The sequence below is a fragment of the Massilia phyllosphaerae genome, from assembly GCF_034659755.1.
Taxonomy (GTDB): Bacteria; Pseudomonadota; Gammaproteobacteria; order Burkholderiales; family Burkholderiaceae_D; genus Telluria; species Telluria phyllosphaerae.
Genome location: NZ_JAXSQX010000001.1, coordinates 192,624 through 207,365 on the forward strand (window position 1 = coordinate 192,624; position 14,742 = coordinate 207,365).

The following is a 14,742-nucleotide window of genomic DNA, read 5'->3' on the forward strand; positions in this document are numbered from 1 at the left end:
CTAATCGGACCTTATGCAATGCCAATTTATAATGGCACTCCCAAGCATCCACGTCCGATCCATGCCTTTTCGTAAAGAACCATCCCACCAGCACGGCACCATCGCCAAGCACGCCATCGTGCTCGTCAACCTCGGCACGCCCGATGCGCCCACCCGCAAGGCGGTGCGCCGCTACCTGAAGCAGTTCCTGTCGGACCCGCGCGTGGTCGAGATCCCGCGCGCCGTGTGGAAGCTGATCCTGCACCTGGCGATCCTGCCGTTCCGCTCCGGGGCTTCGGCCAAGAAGTACGAGACCATCTGGATGCGCGAAGGCTCGCCGCTCAAGGTGTACACCGAACGCCAGGCCGCGCTGCTGCAGAAAATGCTGGCCACGCGCGGCCACCAGGACGTGGAAGTGGCGATGGCGATGCGCTACGGTTCGCCTGCGCTGCCAGACGTGCTGGACGACCTGAAGGCGCGCGGCTGCGAGCGCATCGTGGTGCTGCCGGCCTACCCGCAGTACTCGGGCACGACCACGGCCTCGGTGTGGGATGCCGTGTTCGATCACTACAAGCAGGTGCGGAATGTCCCCGAGCTGCGCCTGGTGCGCAATTACCATGACCATGAAGGCTATATCGAGGCACTGGCGAAATCGGTGGAAGCCTACTGGGAAGCGCATGGCCGCGGCGAGAAACTGCTGATGAGTTTCCATGGCGTGCCCAAGCGTACCCTGCAGCTGGGCGACCCTTATCACTGCGAATGCCACAAGACGGCGCGCCTGCTGGCGGCCCGCCTGGGCCTGGGGCCGGACCAGTACCTGGTCACCTTCCAGTCGCGCTTCGGCCGCGCCGAGTGGCTGCAGCCCTACACGGCGCCGACCGTGCAGCAGCTGGCGCGCGACGGCGTACGCCGCCTGGACGTCATGTGCCCGGGCTTTACCAGCGACTGCCTGGAGACGCTGGAAGAGATCAACATGGAAGTGCGCCACGATTTCGAATCGAACGGCGGCCAGGAATACCACTACATCCCCTGCCTGAACGACAGCGCGGACTGGATTACCGGGCTGGCCGAAGTCGCCGAACAGCACCTGATCGGCTGGCCGACCATCCTCACGCCGGCCCAGCAGGCCAGCCAGAAGCGCGATGCCCAGATCGGGCGCGAGTACGCGCATACGCTGGGTGCCTGAGCGGAAACGGCTGCATGGACGTAGGGTGCCTCACCCTACGAATAAGTCCATCGCCTCGACAAGCTGTTAGAATGGCACGTTTTGTGGCGCCGATCCAAGCTCGGCCAGGCAGATCACTGCCATCGCCAACAGGGTGTAAATCACGACGGCGCCGCTTATCAGATGCAATCTCATGATTGTCCCCCATGGTTCCACGCCGCCCGGCGGCCGTGTGCTGCAGGATTAATGTAGCTAGGAAACATGGTAGAACGGAAAGCTGATAAAGGATTCTGCTGGCTGGTAAATCTTGTAACAAATAACGACAAGCACACCACGATGTGAATCGCGCAATTCCCCTTGAAAGTGTAGGAGATTGCCTCATATGGGTGCCAGCGTGACAGCAGTCATTCACCAACAATCAGCCAAGTCCTTGATTCCAGGAGTTTTTTCGATGCAAGACCAAGAAAACCAAGACGTGAGCAACCAACCGGAAGCCGACGCGGCCGCTCAGGCAGCCCAGGCAGCGCCTTCCGCGGAGCCCAGCCTCGAAGAACAGCTGAGCGCCACCGAAGCCAAACTGGCCGACATGCACGATGCCTTCATGCGTGCCAAGGCCGATGGCGAGAACATCCGCCGTCGTGCCCAGGAAGACGTGAGCAAGGCGCATAAATTCGCGATCGAGAGCTTTGCCGAGGCCATGGTGCCGGTACGCGACAGCCTCGAGATGGCATTGAAAGTCGAAGCGCCGACGGTGGACTCCATCAAGGAAGGCGTCGAGATGACCCTCAAGCAGCTCACTACTGCATTCGAAAAGAATCGTCTGGTCGAAGTGATGCCGCAGGCGGGCGACAAGCTCGACCCGAACAAGCACCAGGCCGTCGCCGTGGTCCCGTCCGAACAGGAAGCGGGCACCGTGGTTACCGTACTGCAAAAGGGCTACATGATCGCCGACCGTCTGCTGCGTCCGGCCATCGTGACTGCTGCGGCGCCGAAATAAATGTTGCACAGGAGCTGAACAAGCTCTTGAAAGCAAGCGTTATTTCCCTATATTCGACACATCTGAAAACTGAGTACTAAAAAGGAAAATATTATGGGCAGAATTATCGGTATCGACCTGGGCACGACCAACTCCTGCGTAGCCATCATGGAGAACGGCCAGCCGAAGGTTATCGAGAATGCGGAAGGCGCCCGTACTACGCCTTCGATCATCGCTTATCAGGAAGATGGCGAGATCCTGGTTGGCGCGCCGGCGAAACGCCAGGCGGTCACCAACCCGAAGAACACCCTGTTCGCCGTCAAGCGTCTGATCGGCCGTAAATTCGACGAGAAAGAAGTCCAGAAGGACATCGGCCTGATGCCGTACGCGATCGTCAAGGCCGACAACGGCGACGCCTGGATCGGCGTGCGCGACAAGAAACTGGCGGCACAGCAAGTGTCGGCCGAAGTCCTGCGCAAGATGAAGAAGACCGCCGAAGACTACCTCGGCGAAGAAGTGACCGAAGCCGTGATCACCGTGCCGGCCTACTTCAACGACTCGCAGCGCCAGGCGACCAAGGACGCCGGCCGCATCGCCGGCCTGGACGTCAAGCGCATCATCAACGAGCCGACCGCGGCTGCGCTGGCTTTCGGCCTGGACAAGACCGACAAGGGCGACCGCAAGATCGCCGTGTATGACCTCGGCGGCGGCACCTTCGACGTGTCGATCATCGAGATCGCCGACGTCGAAGGCGAGAAGCAGTTCGAAGTGCTGTCGACCAACGGCGACACCTTCCTGGGCGGCGAAGACTTCGACCAGCGCGTCATCGACTACATCATCGACGAGTTCAAGAAGATCAACGGCCTCGACCTGTCGAAGGACCCGATCGCCCTGCAGCGCATCAAGGCCTCGGCCGAGCGCGCGAAGATCGAACTGTCGTCGTCGCAGCAGACCGAGATCAACGAGCCGTACATCGCGATGGCCAACGGCGCCCCGGTCCACCTGAACCTGAAGATCACCCGCGCCAAGCTGGAAGCGCTGGTCGAGGAACTGATCGCCAAGACCATCGAGCCGTGCCGCATCGCCATCAAGGATGCCGGCGTCAAGGTCTCGGACATCGACGACATCATCCTGGTCGGCGGCATGACCCGTATGCCGAAGGTGCAGGAAAAAGTGAAGGAGTTCTTCGGCAAGGATCCGCGCAAGGACGTCAACCCGGACGAAGCCGTCGCCGTCGGCGCCGCTATTCAAGGTTCGGTCCTGTCGGGCGAGCGCAAGGACCTGCTGCTGCTGGACGTGACCCCGCTGTCGCTGGGTATCGAAACCCTGGGCGGCGTGATGACCAAGATGATCCAGAAGAACACCACGATCCCGACCAAGTTCTCGCAGGTGTTCTCGACCGCCGACGACAACCAGCCGGCCGTGACCATCAAGGTGTACCAGGGCGAGCGTGAAATCGCCGCCGGCAACAAGGGCCTGGGCGAATTCAACCTGGAAGGCATCCCGCCGGCAGCACGCGGCACCCCGCAGATCGAAGTGACCTTCGACATCGACGCCAACGGCATCCTGCACGTCGGCGCGAAAGACAAGGCCACCGGCAAGGAAAACAAGATCACCATCAAGGCCAACTCGGGTCTGTCGGAAGAAGAGATCCAGAAGATGGTGAAGGACGCCGAGCTGAACGCGGAAGAAGACAAGAAGGTCAAGGAACTGGCCGAGTCGCGCAACCAGGCCGACGCGCTGGTCCACTCGACCCGCAAGTCGCTGACCGAGTACGGCGACAAGCTGGAAGGCGGCGAGAAGGAAAAGATCGAAGCGGCGATCACCGACCTGGAAGCCTCGATCAAGTCGGGCGACAAGGCCGACATCGACGCCAAGGTTGCCGCGCTGTCGACCGCTTCGCAGAAGCTGGGCGAGAAGATGTACGCCGACATGCAAGCCCAGCAGGGCGCTGCCGGTGCGCAGGCAGGCGGCCAGCCGGGTGCTGACGCCGGCGCCGGCGCCAAGCAGGACGACGACGTGGTCGATGCCGACTTCAAGGAAGTCAAAGACGCCAAGTAATACGGTAGGGTGGGCGGCTTTGCCGCCCACGCGTTCAACCGGCGTTTGCATAGTCGGTTCGACGTACCAGTAGGAACCACCGAGCCGATGCGACCCCAGGGGTGCCCGGCTCGGTTTTTTTGCATAAACAGTTGAGTAAATAAAACAGCAAGGTGCCGACAAATGGCAAAGCGTGATTTTTACGAGATCCTCGGGGTCGCCAAAGGTGCTTCGGAAGAAGACATCAAGAAGTCGTATCGCAAGCTTGCGATGAAATACCATCCTGACCGCAATCCGGACAACAAGGAAGCGGAAGAGAAGTTCAAGGAGGTCAAGGAAGCTTACGAAATGCTGAGCAATCCGGAAAAGCGCGAGGCCTATGACCGCTACGGTCACGCCGGCGTCGATCCGAACGGCATGGGCGGCGGCGGCTTCGGCGCGGGCGGTTTCGGCGATGCCTTCGGCGACATCTTCGGCGATATCTTCGGCGGCGGCGCCCGTGGCGGCCGCGGCGGCGGACCCCAGGTCTACCGCGGCGCCGACCTGCGCTACAACCTCGAGATCACGCTGGAGCAGGCAGCCGCCGGCTTCGACACCACGATCCGGGTGCCGAGCTGGGACAAGTGCGACACCTGCCACGGCAGCGGCGCCAAGCCGGGCACCCAGCCGGTCACCTGCTCGACCTGCGCCGGCCACGGCCAGGTGCGCATGCAGCAGGGCTTCTTCTCGATCCAGCAGACCTGCCCGAAGTGCCACGGCAGCGGCAAGATCATCCCGGAACCGTGCGCGGCCTGCGGCGGCGCCGGACGCATCAAGCGCAACAAGACGCTGGAAGTGAAAATCCCGGCCGGTATCGACAACGGCATGCGCATCCGCTCGTCGGGCAACGGCGAACCGGGCACCAACGGCGGGCCGCCGGGCGACCTGTACGTCGAGATCCACATCAAGCCGCACGAAGTGTTCCAGCGCGAAGGCGACGACCTGCACTGCGAGATGCCGATTTCCTTCGTGAAGGCGGCGCTGGGCGGCGAGATCGAGGTGCCGACCCTGGGCGGCAAGGTGTCCTTCACCATCCCCGAAGGCACCCAGACCGGCAAGACCTTCCGCCTGAAAGGCAAGGGCATCAAGGGCGTGCGCTCCGGCTACTCGGGCGACCTGTTCTGCCACGTGGTGGTCGAGACCCCGGTCAAGCTGACCGACAAGCAAAAAGACTTGCTCAAGGAGTTCGAGCGCCTGACCATCGACGGCGGCGCCAAGCACAGCCCGCAGAGCAAGGGCTGGATGGATAAAGTGAAGGACTTCTTCGAGTAAGAGGTCCGCGGACCAGGGGTCCAAGAGCCGCTGAATGGTGAAAGCCTTCGGCGGTTTTTTTTACGTAGAACGTCGTTCCCCACCTCGGGGCTGGCGGTGGGCTCCGTCACACGCTTTCGTAAACACAATGTTCAAGTATATATTTCTGTATTCACAGCTTTAACATTGTTCCGATTTTGCAAGCACAATGGCCGTGCTCGCATCTGTATCCGTATCAAGATAGGAGTTTATTATGGCAAAAACCCCAACCGGCCTTACCGCCGCCGATCTGTTCGAACGCAACCGCAAATGGGCGGCTTCGATGGTAGAGCAAGACGCCGGCTTCTTCTCGGACCTGGCCTCGCAGCAGGCGCCTGAATACCTGTGGATCGGCTGCTCGGACAGCCGCGTGCCCGCCAACGAACTGCTGGGCATGGCGCCGGGCGAGCTGTTCGTGCACCGTAATATCGCCAATGTCGTGGCGCACTCCGACCTGAACGCCCTGAGCGTGATCCAGTTCGCGGTCGACGTGCTGAAGGTCAAGCACATCATCCTGTGCGGCCACTACGGCTGCTCGGGCGTGGGCGCCGCCCTCAACTACACCCGCGTCGGCCTGGCGGACAACTGGCTCGGTCACGTGCGCGACGTGCGCGAAAAGCACGGCAAATACCTCGGCAACGTGGCCGGCAAGGCTGCCGCCGACCGCCTGGTCGAACTGAACGTGGCCGAGCAGGTCATCAACATCGCCCAATCCACCGTCGTGCGCGACGCCTGGGAGCGCGACCAGCCGCTGACCATCCACAGCTGGGTCTACGGCGTGCACGACGGCCTGCTGCGCGACCTCGGCATCACGATCAGCGGCCAGGCAGAGATCGAGCCGAAGCTGCAGGCGGTGCTGCAGGGCTACCTGGAAAGCCCGAAGTGAGTCTGCACGGCGGCGAACTGGCGCAGCTGCGCGACATCGTGCGCCAGTTCGTCGACGAGCGCGACTGGGACCAGTTCCATACGCCGAAGAATCTCGCATCGGCCTTGAGCGTGGAAGCGGCCGAGCTGCTGGAACACTTCCAGTGGCTGCAGCATGGCCGGATCGAGGAGCTCGGGCCCGATAAACTGGCCGAGGTGAAGCACGAGATGGCCGACGTGCTGGTGTACCTGGTGCGGCTGGCCGACAAGCTCGATGTCGACCTGCTGGCGGCGGTGCAGGAGAAGATGGTGCTGAACCGCGCCAAGTACCCGGCCGACCAGGTGCGCGGCGATGCGCGCAAGTACTACGAGTACAAGCAGGACGAGTACAAGCGCTGAACGCGTGGACGGCGAAGCCGTCCACGCTACAGCCGTAGCCTAGATACCGCCGAGGTAATAGGCAAGAACACCGTCGGAACTGTCGATCCCGACGATCGCCATCAAACGTTCCAGTTCCTCTCCGAAGTGTTCCCTGGCTTCGGTATCCTCTCCCTGCACCGCTTCCAGCGAACGCTGGAACTGCTTCAGCACCCAGAATTTACTCGGATGGGCCGCGATCCCCGCCAGCAGGCGCTCGCTCAGGCCATCCAGCTCGGCCGCCAGCCGTTCGCGTTCCGCCGACGGATTCGGCCCCGGCAAGTCCGCCAGCTTGGCGCCCGTGCGGTAGCCGCGCAGCTGGTCCAGCATGCGCGGCACCACGAACAGCGGCGCGTCCCGCACCAGTTCGAAGGGATCGCGGCGCATCACAGGCCGCCCAGGCAGAGGTACTTGATCACCAGGTAGTCATCCATCCCGTATTTCGACCCCTCGCGTCCCAGGCCCGACTGCTTGACACCACCGAAGGGCGCCACCTCGTTCGAAATCAGGCCGGTATTGATGCCCACCATGCCGGTCTCGATCTGTTCGGCGACGCGGAACACGCGGCCGATGTCGCGCGAGTAGAAATAGGAGGCCAGGCCGAATTCCGTGTCGTTGGCCTGGGCAATCGCATCGTCCTCGGTCTTGAAGCGGAACAGCGGCGCCACCGGGCCGAAGCTTTCCTCTTCCGCGATGATCATTTCCGATGTCACGTCGGCCAGCACGGTCGGCTCGAAGAAGCTGTGGCCGAGCGCATGGCGCTTGCCGCCCAACAGCAGGCGCGCGCCCTTGCCCAGCGCATCGGCGATGTGATGCTCGACCTTGTCGACCGCCTTGTCGTTGATCAGCGGCCCCTGGGTCACCTCGGGCTCGGCGCCGTTGCCGACCTTCAGCTTGGCGACCGCCGCCGCGAACTTCTGCGCGAACGCATCGTACACGCTGTCCTGCACATAGAAGCGGTTGGCGCAGACGCAGGTCTGGCCCATGTTGCGGTACTTCGAGGCCATGGCGCCTTCGACGGCGGCATCCAGGTCGGCATCGTCGAACACGATGAAGGAGGCGTTGCCGCCCAGTTCCAGCGACAGCTTCTTGACCGTCGGTGCGCACTGCTGCATCAGGGTGCGTCCGACCGCGGTCGAGCCGGTGAAGCTGAGCTTGCGGACGATCGGATTCGCGCACATCTCGGCACCGATGGCATGCGAGTCGCCGATCACGATCGAGAACACGCCTTTCGGCACGCCGGCGCGCTCGGCCAGCACCGCCAGCGCCAGCGCGGAATAGGGCGTCAGTTCGGCCGGCTTCAGCACGATCGGGCAGCCGGCCGCCAGGGCAGGCGCGACCTTGCGGGTGATCATCGCGGCCGGGAAGTTCCACGGCGTGATCGCGGCGCACACGCCGATCGGTTCCTTGGTGACGATGATGCGGCTGCCGCGCGCAGGCGATTCCAGCACGTCGCCTTCGATGCGCTTGGCCTGTTCGCCGAACCACTCGAAGAACGCCGCGGCATAGCCGACTTCGCTCTTGGATTCGGCCAGCGGCTTGCCTTGCTCGGCGGTCATGATGGCGGCCAGGTCGTCGGCGTTTTCCATCATCAAGTCATACCAGGTGCGCAGGATCCGGGCACGTTCGCGCGCGGTGGTCTTGCGCCAGGCCGGCCAGGCGGCATTGGCGGCGTCGATGGCGCGCCGGGTCTCCTGTGTGCCCATGTGGGGCACGGTGCCGAGCGCTTCGCCGGTGGCGGGGTTGATCACGTCGACGGTCTTGCCCTCAAGGGCATCGCACCATTCGCCGTCGATGTATGCCTGCTGGCGCAGCAGGGAAGGGTCTTTCAGGTTCAGCATGGAATCCTCGTCAATGGTCGGCGGGCTGTTCATGGCCACGACCTTGTTCGTTTGGGAAGTCAAAGATAGCACGCAGCGCGAAATCCGGCCGGCGCTGTCCGGTACCCGTACGGATCATCGACGCTGATTGCATTTTGGCATGCAAAGCGCGCATTCTGTCGCATATGGCTGGGCGTGGAAGCCGGGTTTGCCTAGCATGATCCCATCCGATAACGACCTGAAAGGATCCGCAATGGCACCTCACCCTGTCCTGGCCACGCTCGCCGCCCTGGCCATTAGCTTGCCGGTTGCCGTCGCCGCCCAGTCGACCGACGCGCTCGAGGGCGCTGCCCAGCAGGCGGCGCAGGGCAAGGATTACGGGCGCGCCGCCCAGCTGCTGCGCCAGGCTTTCGAGATGGACCGCACCAACCCCGGCCTGCTGGCCGGCGCCGCCGGCTACGATGCCCTCGGCGGGAATGGCGACAAGGCGCTGGCCGGGCTGCGCCAGGCGATCGATGCCGGCTACCTCGATGCCGAGGGCACGGCCGCCGACAATGCCTTTGCGTCGCTGCGCGGCGATGCGCGCTTCGGGGCGCTGCTGGCGCAGCTGCGCCAGAAGCAGCAGGTCGAGTCGAAGCTGTACGACTCGGATGCGCTGGCCTCGCCCTATGTCGAGAACCTGAGCGAGGACGAAAAGGTCGCCGGCCTGTCGAAGTTCTGGTCGGAGGTGAAGTACAACTTCGTCTATGTCGACACCCTGAAGGCCATCGACTGGGACCGCCTGTACCTGGAATACCTGCCGAAGGTGCGCGCCACCCGCTCCACCGCCGAGTACTACAAGGTGCTGATGGCCTTGTGCGCGCGCCTGAAGGATGGCCACACGAATGTCTATCCGGGCCCGGAACTGCGCAACACGACGATGGCCAAGCCGCTGCTGTCGACCCACCTGGTCGAGGGGCAGGTGCTGGTGCGCAAGGTGTTCGATCCGGCGCTGCAGGCCCAGGGCATCGTGCCTGGTACCGAGGTGCTCGAGGTCGACGGCGAGCCGGTGAAAGTGTACGCGGAGCGCGAGCTAGCGCCGTATGCCAGCGCCTCGACACCGCAGGACCTGGAGCGCCGCATCTACACCTACGGCTTCCTGTCCGGGCCGGTCGACGTGGCGCCGCGCGTGCGTTTCCGCACTGCCGCCGGCAAGACCTTCGAGGCCACCCTGCGCCGCGCGACCCTGGACGCCTACAACAAGGCGTTACCGGACACGCCGCCGTTCGTGTTCAAGACGCTGCCGGGCAACGTCGCCTACGTGGCGCTGAACAGCTTCGGCGACGACCGCGCGGCCGACGCCTTCCTGGCCGCGTTCGACCGCATCGCCGCCTCGTCGGCCTTGGTGATCGACCTGCGCAACAACGGCGGCGGCAGTTCCAACGTGGGTTACCGCATTCTCGCCACGCTGGCCGGCCAGCCCTTCCAGACCAGCCGCTGGGAAACCCGCGACTATCGCCCGAGCTACCGCGCCTGGCAGCACACGATGCCGAACTACGGCGAGCCGGCCCCGGCCTGGCCGAACGACGCCGCTCACGCCTACCGCAAACCGGTCGCGGTCCTGATCTCGAGCGCGACCTATTCGGCGGCCGAGGATTTCAGCGTCGCCTTCGACGCGATGGGGCGCGGCATCATCGCCGGCGAAGCCACCGGCGGCAGCACCGGCCAACCGCTGTTCCTGCGCCTGCCGGGTGGCGGCATCGCACGGATCTGCACCAAGGCCGATACCTATCCGGACGGGCGTAAGTGGGTGGGGAAGGGCATCCAGCCGACGCTGAAGGTGGCGCCGACGGTGCTGGATGTGCAGGCGGACCGGGATACGGTGCTGGAGGCGGCGCTGGCGGCTTTGAAGAAGCAGATTTGACGACGGCAGTGCGCTGGGTTCAGGTGTGCGCGTCGTTCCCGCCTCTGCGGGGACGACGTTAACTTGCGTCAACTTTCCCTATCCTCGCCGTTTGTGTTGGCATCCTTAAGACATTGACGATAAACTTTTGCTATCGGTTTCAGGACACGGAAACCTTTCTCACAGCAGATACTAGAACGTACTCAGTTGTATACGCGTTTTTATTGATCTGTAACAACGGCTACCCGCACCCGGATCGGTTTGCAGTATGATGGTCCGTGTGCGCCTCACTGAAAGGTAGAGACCATGCGCCCGATCGTTATCGTCCCGGCTTGTACCCGCGATTTCGGAGAACATCCGTACCACGCGGCCCAGCATAAATATGTCGACGCCGTTGTCCTCGGCGCCGATTGCGCCCCCATGATCCTGCCGTCGCTGGGGGCGTCGCTCGACCTCGACACCATGCTCGAGCTGTGCGACGGCATCATGCTGACCGGTTCGGCGTCGAACGTGCATCCAAGCTATTACTCTCAAGAAGTCCTGGACCCGTCGCTGCCGCAGGACCCAGCACGCGACGAGACCACGCTGCCGCTGATCCGCGCGGCAGTGGCGCGCGGCATTCCGATCATCGCGATCTGCCGCGGCTTCCAGGAGATGAACGTGGCGCTCGGCGGCAGCCTGCACCAGGCGGTGCAATCGGTGCCTGGCCACTTCGACCACCGCGAGAATCCGGAACTGGGCATGGACGAGCAATACGGCGATGCGCACAAGGTGAAGGTGGTCGAGGGAGGCATGCTGCACGGTATCCTGGGTGCGTCCGAGATTCCGGTGAATTCGCTGCACGGGCAGGGCGTGAACGAGCTGGCCTCCGGCCTGGTCGTCGAAGCGACTGCCGAGGATGGCCTGGTCGAAGCGTTTTCCGTCAAGGATGCGCCGGCCTTCACGCTGGCCGTGCAGTGGCACCCGGAATGGCGCATCGTCCACAACCCCCATTCGATGAAGATGTTCGGCGCTTTCGGCAACGCCTGCCGCGAGTACCACGAACGAACCAAACGGAACCGGAAATGCCCGTAGTCGCCCATGCAACATGGGCGGCCCACGAGTGGAAGAACTCCGTCCCATAGCTCCCCGTTCCTGTGCCCGCATCCACGCAGGCCGCGCACGCTTTTGCGTACTTTTTGCGTACCTTTTGCGCGCCTGCTTTTCATCGACGAACGAGGAACAATCATGGCAATCCGCGACAATTTTTCATACAACGACATGGACGAGTGGCTCAATGCAAAACGGGTCACCGAAATCGAATGCCTGGTCCCCGACTTGACCGGGGTCGCACGTGGAAAGATCCTTCCACGCGTTAAATTCACCGAAGACCGCGGCATGCGCCTGCCGGAAATCGTGCTGGGCATGACCGTCACCGGCAACTCGCCGGAAAACGACGACGCCTTCGACCGCGCCATCTCCACCACCGACCGCGACATGATCCTGAAGGCCGACCCCGGCACCATCACGATGGTGCCGTGGGCGGTCGACCCGACCGCGCAGGTGATCCACGACTGCTATTTCGCCGACGGCAAGCTGGTCGACTTCGCCCCGCGCAGCGTGCTGCGCCGCGTACTGAAGCTGTACGAGCAGAAGGGCTGGAAGCCGGTGGTGGCGCCGGAACTCGAGTTCTACCTGACCGCCAAGAACGTCGACCCCGACCTGCCGCTGGCGGCGCCGATCGGCCGCAGCGGCCGTTCCGAGACCAGCCGCCAGGTGTACTCGATCGACGCCGTCAACGAGTTCGACCCGCTGTTCGAGGACATCTACGATTACTGCGACATGATGGGCCTGGACGTCGACACCCTGATCCACGAGATCGGCGCCGGCCAGATGGAAATCAACTTCCAGCATGGCGAGCCGCTGGGCCTGGCCGACAAGGTGTTCTTCTTCAAGCGCACGCTGCGCGAGGCAGCGCTCAAGCACGACATGTACGCCACCTTCATGGCCAAGCCGATGGCCGGCGAGCCCGGCTCGGCGATGCACGTGCACCAGAGCGTGGTCGACGGCGAGACCGGCAAGAACATCTTCAGCAACCAGGAAGGCGCCCCGTCCGACCTGTTCCGCTGGTATATCGGCGGCCTGCAGAAGTACATGGCCCCGGCGATGGCGATCGTCGCCCCCTACGTCAATTCCTACCGCCGCATCGTGCGTCACACGGCCGCGCCGATCAACCTGCAATGGGGCGTCGACAACCGCACCGTCGGCCTGCGCGTGCCGGTGTCGGGCTCGCAGGACCGGCGCGTCGAGAACCGCGTGATCGGCGCCGATGCCAACCCGTATCTGGCGCTGGCGGTGACCCTGGCGTGCGGCTACCTCGGCATGCAGGAAAGGCTGGAGCCGACCCCGATGGTCGAGGGCAGCGCCTACAAGATGCCGGTCGAGCTGCCGCAGGGCCTGTCCGAAGCCTTGACCCTGCTGCGCCGCGAAGACCGCCTGCGCGACGTGCTGGGCGAACGCTTCATCGACGTCTATTCCGCGGTCAAGGAACTCGAACACCAGGAATTCATGACGGTGATCAGTCCCTGGGAACGCGAACACCTGCTGCTCCATGTTTGAGTACCTGACCACAATGGGAGTCAATCATGGCAATAGACAGCATGGTGGCCGGCGTACGCGCGCCGGACCTGGAGGCGGATGATGGGCTGACGCGGGACACGCCTGGCCGGGCCACGCCTGGCCGGGCCACGCCTGGCCGGGCTAAGCTTGGCACGGATACCGCCGAACTGCAGCGCCTCGACGCCGCGCACTACCTGCATCCGTTCACCGACCACGGCGCGCTGCGCGACCAGGGCGCGCGCGTGATGGTGCGCGGCGACGGCATCTATCTGTGGGACTCGGAGGGCCACAGGATCATCGACGGCATGTCCGGCCTGTGGTGCGTGAACGTCGGCTACGGCCGCGCCAGCATCGTCGACGCGGCGGCGCGCCAGATGACAGCGCTGCCCTTCTATAACAGCTTCTTCAACACCACCAACGTGCCGGCCGTGCGGCTGGCGGCGCGCCTGGCCGCGCTGGCGCCGGAACACTTCCGGCACGTGTTCTTCACCAGTTCCGGCTCCGAAGCCAACGACACCGCGGTGCGCATGGCGTGGCGCTACTGGCAGCTGATGGGCCAGCCGCAGCGCCAGGCCATCATCAGCCGCCGCAACGCCTACCACGGCAGCACCATCGCCGGCGCCTCGCTCGGCGGCATGGCCGGCATGCATGCGCAGGGCGCCTTGCCGATCCCCGGCATCCACCACATCGAGCAGCCGCATTTCGTGGAACTCGGGCGCGGCATGAGCGAAGCGGAGTTCGGCCTGAAGGCGGCGCGCTGGCTGGAAGAAAAGATCCTCGAACTCGGTCCCGAACACGTGGCCGCCTTCATCGGCGAGCCGGTACAGGGCGCGGGCGGCGTGATCATCCCGCCGCGCACCTACTGGCCCGAGATCCAGCGCATCTGCGACCGCTACGGCATCCTGCTGATCTCGGACGAGGTGATCTGCGGCTTCGGCCGCCTGGGCGCCTGGTTCGGCTGCGAACTGATGGGCATGCGGCCGGACCTGATCCCGTTCGCCAAGGGCGTCACCTCGGGCTACGTGCCGCTGGGCGGGGTGCTGGTGAGCGACCGCGTGGCCGACGCCCTGGTCGAGAAAGGCGGCGACTTCAACCACGGTTTTACTTATTCCGGCCACCCGGTGGCGTGCGCGGCGGCGCTGGAAAACCTGCGCATCCTGGTCGAGGAAGGCGTGATCGACAAGGTGGCGCAGGAAACCGGCCCCTACCTGAAGGCGGCGTTCGGCGCGCTGGCCTCGCACCCGCTGGTCGGGCATGCCGAGAGCCTGGGCATGGCGGCCGGGCTGAACCTGGTGCGGCGCAAGGGGGCAACGGTGCACGACTGCGAGCCGTTTGCGCGCGAGCTGGGGGTGGGGATGCTGTGCCGCGGGCACATGTTCGACAACGGCGTGATCATGCGGGCGGTGGGGGACCGGATGATCGTGGCGCCGCCGCTGGTGATCACGTGCGCGGAGATCGATGAGATGGTGGGGCGGATCCGGGCGTGCCTGGATTTGACGCTGTCGGATGTGCAACGGCGGGGGTGGTTGGGTTAAAGGCTATTCGCGAAACTTGGGTTCCCGCCTTCGCGGGAACGACGGGTTTTTGGCTAACTTAAGAATGCCAATAGCGACATTCTTAGGTTATCAGTAGCACGTCGTCCCCGCGAAGGCGGGGACCCAAGTTCGCACCG

General features: G+C 64.0%; 12 protein-coding genes. 10 read left to right on the plus strand and 2 right to left on the minus strand.

The window, feature by feature from the left end:
- Window positions 1-61 precede the first annotated feature (61 nt).
- The 6 genes from hemH (at window position 62) to U1H99_RS00840 (ending at window position 6,752) form a co-directional block, all read left to right on the plus strand.
- Window positions 62-1,165: a ferrochelatase gene (gene hemH, locus U1H99_RS00815; protein ID WP_323139888.1), complete on the plus strand. Its 1,104-nt coding sequence runs from the start codon at window positions 62-64 to the stop codon at window positions 1,163-1,165.
- Between the two features lie 430 nt (window positions 1,166-1,595).
- A complete protein-coding gene (gene grpE / locus U1H99_RS00820; RefSeq protein WP_323139889.1) occupies window positions 1,596-2,141 on the plus strand; it encodes a nucleotide exchange factor GrpE in 546 nt (181 codons plus the stop codon).
- A 93-nt stretch (window positions 2,142-2,234) separates the two neighbouring features.
- Window positions 2,235-4,181, plus strand: coding sequence for a molecular chaperone DnaK (gene dnaK / locus U1H99_RS00825; protein WP_323139890.1), 1,947 nt, complete (start codon window positions 2,235-2,237; stop codon window positions 4,179-4,181).
- Between the two features lie 162 nt (window positions 4,182-4,343).
- Window positions 4,344-5,471 carry a molecular chaperone DnaJ gene (gene dnaJ, locus U1H99_RS00830; protein WP_141831390.1) on the plus strand — a complete coding sequence of 376 codons (1,128 nt, stop codon included), beginning with the start codon at window positions 4,344-4,346 and terminating at the stop codon, window positions 5,469-5,471.
- Between the two features lie 232 nt (window positions 5,472-5,703).
- On the plus strand, window positions 5,704-6,375 hold the full coding sequence (can, locus tag U1H99_RS00835) for a carbonate dehydratase (protein WP_323139891.1): 672 nt from the start codon (window positions 5,704-5,706) through the stop codon (window positions 6,373-6,375).
- Window positions 6,372-6,752: a nucleotide pyrophosphohydrolase gene (locus tag U1H99_RS00840; RefSeq protein ID WP_323139892.1), complete on the plus strand. Its 381-nt coding sequence runs from the start codon at window positions 6,372-6,374 to the stop codon at window positions 6,750-6,752. Before can ends, U1H99_RS00840 begins: the two co-directional genes overlap by 4 nt.
- A gap of 39 nt (window positions 6,753-6,791) precedes the next feature.
- Here the strand turns inward: U1H99_RS00840 and U1H99_RS00845 are convergent, their stop codons facing one another.
- Both U1H99_RS00845 and U1H99_RS00850 read right to left on the minus strand, forming a co-directional pair.
- Entirely contained in the window at window positions 6,792-7,157 is a 366-nt protein-coding gene (locus U1H99_RS00845; protein ID WP_323139893.1) for a DUF4844 domain-containing protein, read from the minus strand.
- Window positions 7,157-8,611: an NAD-dependent succinate-semialdehyde dehydrogenase gene (locus tag U1H99_RS00850; protein WP_323139894.1), complete on the minus strand. Its 1,455-nt coding sequence runs from the start codon at window positions 8,609-8,611 to the stop codon at window positions 7,157-7,159. Before U1H99_RS00850 ends, U1H99_RS00845 begins: the two co-directional genes overlap by 1 nt.
- A gap of 232 nt (window positions 8,612-8,843) precedes the next feature.
- On the opposite strand from U1H99_RS00850, the gene U1H99_RS00855 reads away from it, so the two are divergent.
- The 4 genes from U1H99_RS00855 to U1H99_RS00870 all read left to right on the plus strand — a co-directional run bounded on the left by U1H99_RS00855 (window position 8,844) and on the right by U1H99_RS00870 (window position 14,605).
- The gene (locus U1H99_RS00855; RefSeq protein ID WP_323139895.1) at window positions 8,844-10,493 is read left to right on the plus strand and encodes a S41 family peptidase; all 1,650 of its coding nucleotides are present in this window, start codon (window positions 8,844-8,846) and stop codon (window positions 10,491-10,493) included.
- A gap of 285 nt (window positions 10,494-10,778) precedes the next feature.
- Window positions 10,779-11,546 carry a gamma-glutamyl-gamma-aminobutyrate hydrolase family protein gene (locus U1H99_RS00860; RefSeq protein ID WP_323139896.1) on the plus strand — a complete coding sequence of 256 codons (768 nt, stop codon included), beginning with the start codon at window positions 10,779-10,781 and terminating at the stop codon, window positions 11,544-11,546.
- Between the two features lie 153 nt (window positions 11,547-11,699).
- Entirely contained in the window at window positions 11,700-13,070 is a 1,371-nt protein-coding gene (locus U1H99_RS00865; protein ID WP_323139897.1) for a glutamine synthetase family protein, read from the plus strand.
- A 26-nt stretch (window positions 13,071-13,096) separates the two neighbouring features.
- Window positions 13,097-14,605 (plus strand): aspartate aminotransferase family protein, encoded by a 1,509-nt coding sequence (locus U1H99_RS00870; RefSeq protein WP_323139898.1) that lies wholly within the window; start codon window positions 13,097-13,099, stop codon window positions 14,603-14,605.
- The last annotated feature ends 137 nt before the right edge of the window (window positions 14,606-14,742 follow it).